This window comes from Pseudomonas fuscovaginae SE-1 (assembly GCF_000364705.1).
In the GTDB taxonomy this organism is placed as follows: domain Bacteria; phylum Pseudomonadota; class Gammaproteobacteria; order Pseudomonadales; family Pseudomonadaceae; genus Aquipseudomonas; species Aquipseudomonas fuscovaginae_A.
In genome coordinates this window covers 1-3,259 of record NZ_AQOH01000092.1, presented here as the reverse complement: position 1 = coordinate 3,259, position 3,259 = coordinate 1, and the positions used below count along the sequence as shown (strand labels likewise).

The following is a 3,259-nucleotide window of genomic DNA, read 5'->3' as shown; positions in this document are numbered from 1 at the left end:
CTTGCCCGCGCTCGGCTGCAACGCAGCCGCAGAAACAGGCGGCCGGGTTGATCAGGTGTATTGAGTCGTCAGGGTCTGGGGCCGCTTCGCAGCCCAGCGCGGGCAAGCCCGCTCGCCACATGGGCGGCCATTCCCATCAGTCAGACCGGCGACATCTCCTGCGCCAGCCCCATGAACGCCGCCGGCAGGCGCGCCGACTTGCGCTCCTTGAGGCAATACAGGTACTCCGGGATCTGTGGTGCATTCTCGATGCTCAGCACCCGCAACTGCGGATCATGCGGCACTTCCTGGCGGGCGATGATGCTGATGCCGATATTGCGCAACACCGCCTCGCGGATCGACTCGCGGCTACCGATCTCCAGCAAGGGGCCATGACTGACCCGCGCCTCGCGCAACAATTCTTCCGTCAGTTGCCGGGTGGTCGAGCCGGCCTCGCGCATCAGCAGGCAGTGCCCGGCCAATGCGCTCAGCGGTACATGCTCATGAATCGCCAACGGATGGTTGCGATGCACCGCCAGCACCAGCGGATCACTGCCCAGCACCCGACGGATCAATCGCGGATCTTCGAGCAACTGCGACGAGGCGGCGACATCGACCCGGTAGTCCTCCAGCGCTTCCAGCACCTGCTGGGAGTTGCCGATTTCCATCGACACCTCGACCTGGGGCAGGCGCTCACGGAACGCCTTGACCAGGTCGAGGATGTAATACGGCGCGGTCGCGGCGATGCGCAAGGTACCTTGCACCTGGCCGCTGTTGCGCAGGAAGAACTCGATATCGGCCTCCTGCTGCAGCAACGCCTTGACCATCGGCAGCAGCCGCGCCCCCTCCTCGCTGACACTCAGCCGGCGGCCACCGCGATAGAACAGCTCGACCGAATACTGGCTTTCCAGGTGACGGATCTGGGTGGTGACCGTGGGCTGGCTGAGACCGAGCTTCTTCGCCGCCTCGGTGATGCTCCCCAGGCGGGCGACCATGTAAAACGCCTTCAGCTCGGCACTCTTCAATTCGGCACTCGGCACATCACCCTCTCACCGTCTATTTGCGCAACAGGCGCAAGCCATTGAACACCACCAGCAGGCTGACGCCCATGTCGGCGAACACCGCCATCCACATGGTCGCCATGCCGAAGAAGGTTACCGCAAGAAAGATCGCCTTGATGACCAGGGCCAGGGCGATGTTCTGCTTGAGGATACTCGCCGTTTCGCGCGACAGGCGAATGAACGCCGGGATCTTGCGCAGATCATCGTCCATCAGGGCGACATCGGCGGTTTCGATGGCTGTGTCGGTACCGGCTGCCGCCATGGCGAAGCCGATCTCGGCACGGGCCAGGGCCGGTGCATCGTTGATGCCGTCGCCCACCATGCCGACCCGATGTCCCTTGGCGTACAGTGCCTCGACGGCCTGCAGCTTGTCGGCCGGCAGCAGGTCGCCACGGGCCTCGTCGATCCCCACCTGGGCGGCGATCGCCTTGGCGGTATGCGGGTTGTCACCGGTGAGCATCAGGGTCTTGATGCCCAGCTCGTGCAACTGGCGGATGGCTTCGCGACTGCTGTCCTTGACCGTATCGGCGACGGCGAACAGCGCCAGCGGGCCGGAGCCGTCGAGCAGCAGCACGACGGTCTTGCCGTGCTCTTCCAGGGCGAAGAGTTTCTCTTCCAGCGCCGGCGAGCACAGGCCCAGTTCTTCCACCAGCCGGTGGTTGCCCAGGTGATAGCGCTGGCCGCCGATGTCACCCCGCACGCCACGCCCGGCCAGGGCTTCGAAGGCCTCGACTTCACGCAGTTCGAGCTGCTTGCCCTGGGCATCGCGGGCAATCGCCAGGGACACCGGGTGATCGGAACGTGCCGCCAGGCTGGCCGCGATTGCCGGAGCCGTATCCTGGTGCCGCGCGTCCAGCGGCAGGAAATCGGTCAATACCGGCTTGCCGTGAGTGAGGGTGCCGGTCTTGTCCAGAGCCAGGTAGTCGAGCTGGTGACCACTCTCCAGATAGACCCCGCCCTTGACCAGGATGCCCTTGCGCGCCGCCGCCGCCAGGCCGCTGACGATGCTCACCGGCGTGGAAATCACCAGCGCACAGGGGCAGGCGACCACCAGCAGCACCAGTGCCCGGTAGATCCAGTCGAACCAAGCCCCGCCCATGAACAGCGGTGGAATCACCGCCACGGCCAGCGCCAGGACGAACACCGCCGGGGTGTAGACCTTCGAGAAGCTGTCGACGAAACGCTGGGTCGGCGCCCGTGCACCCTGAGCCTGTTCCACCGCGTGAATGATCCGCGCCAGGGTCGAGTTGCCCGCCACCGCCGTCACCCGGTAATCCAGCGAGCCTGCCTGGTTGATGGTGCCAGCGAACACCTTGTCGCCGGGTACCTTCTCGACTGGCAGACTTTCGCCGGTGATCGGCGCCTGATCGACGCTGGAACTACCGTAGACCACCTCGCCGTCCAGGCCAATGCGCTCGCCGGGCCGTACCCGCACCAGGGCTCCGAGCTCGACGCGCTTGACCTCGATCTCGACCCAGCGGCCATCCTCTTGCCGCACCGTGGCCGTTTCCGGCGCCATCTGCATCAGGCCACCAATGGCATTGCGCGCGCGATCCAGCGAGCGCGCCTCGATCAGTTCGGCCACGGTGAAGAGGAACATCACCATCGCCGCTTCCGGCCATTGGCCGATCAGCACGGCACCGGTCACGGCGATGCTCATCAGCGCGTTGATGTTCAGGTTGCGGTTCTTCAGCGCGATCCAGCCCTTCTTGTAGGTGCCCAGGCCGCCACTGAGAATCGAGACCAGCGCAACAAGGGCCACCACCCAGGTGGGCGCGGCGTTGGTGAAGTGGATGACTTCGGCCATCAGGGCGCCGATCCCGGAGACGGCCAGCGGCCACCAGGATTTCTTCGCCGGCGGCGGGCTGTCGGCCTGCTCATCCGCGCCCTCCTCCAGCGGTTCGGCGTGCATGCCCAACGACTTGATCGCCTCGATGATCGGCGAGGTCGACGGCAGGTCGTGGGTCACGCCGAGAATCCGGTTGATCAGGTTGAACTCCAGTTGCTGGATGCCCGCCAGCTTGCCCAGTTTGTTCTGGATCAGCGTCTGCTCGGTGGGGCAATCCATGGCTTCGATGCGGAAACGGCTCAAGCGACCGTCGGCGCCGGAACCGTTGCCGAGCGTGACCAGGGCAGGCGCCTCGGCACCGGAGCAGCAACCGCCGTGCGCGTGACCGGCATCGCCGGCGGTCACGGGCCGCAGAGGCTGGCAGCCGCCA

Annotated in this window: 2 protein-coding genes; both read right to left on the bottom strand. The window is 65.8% G+C overall.

The genetic code is table 11. The annotated features are described in order from the left end of the window. Nucleotides 1-140 precede the first annotated feature (140 nt). Complete coding sequence (locus tag K675_RS0110250) at nt 141-1,004, bottom strand: LysR family transcriptional regulator (protein WP_026145085.1); 864 nt, start codon at nt 1,002-1,004, stop codon at nt 141-143. 31 nt (nt 1,005-1,035) lie between these two features. After that, nucleotides 1,036-3,243 carry a heavy metal translocating P-type ATPase gene (locus K675_RS0110245; protein ID WP_420066332.1) on the bottom strand — a complete coding sequence of 736 codons (2,208 nt, stop codon included), beginning with the start codon at nt 3,241-3,243 and terminating at the stop codon, nt 1,036-1,038. Nucleotides 3,244-3,259: the final 16 nt, after the last annotated feature.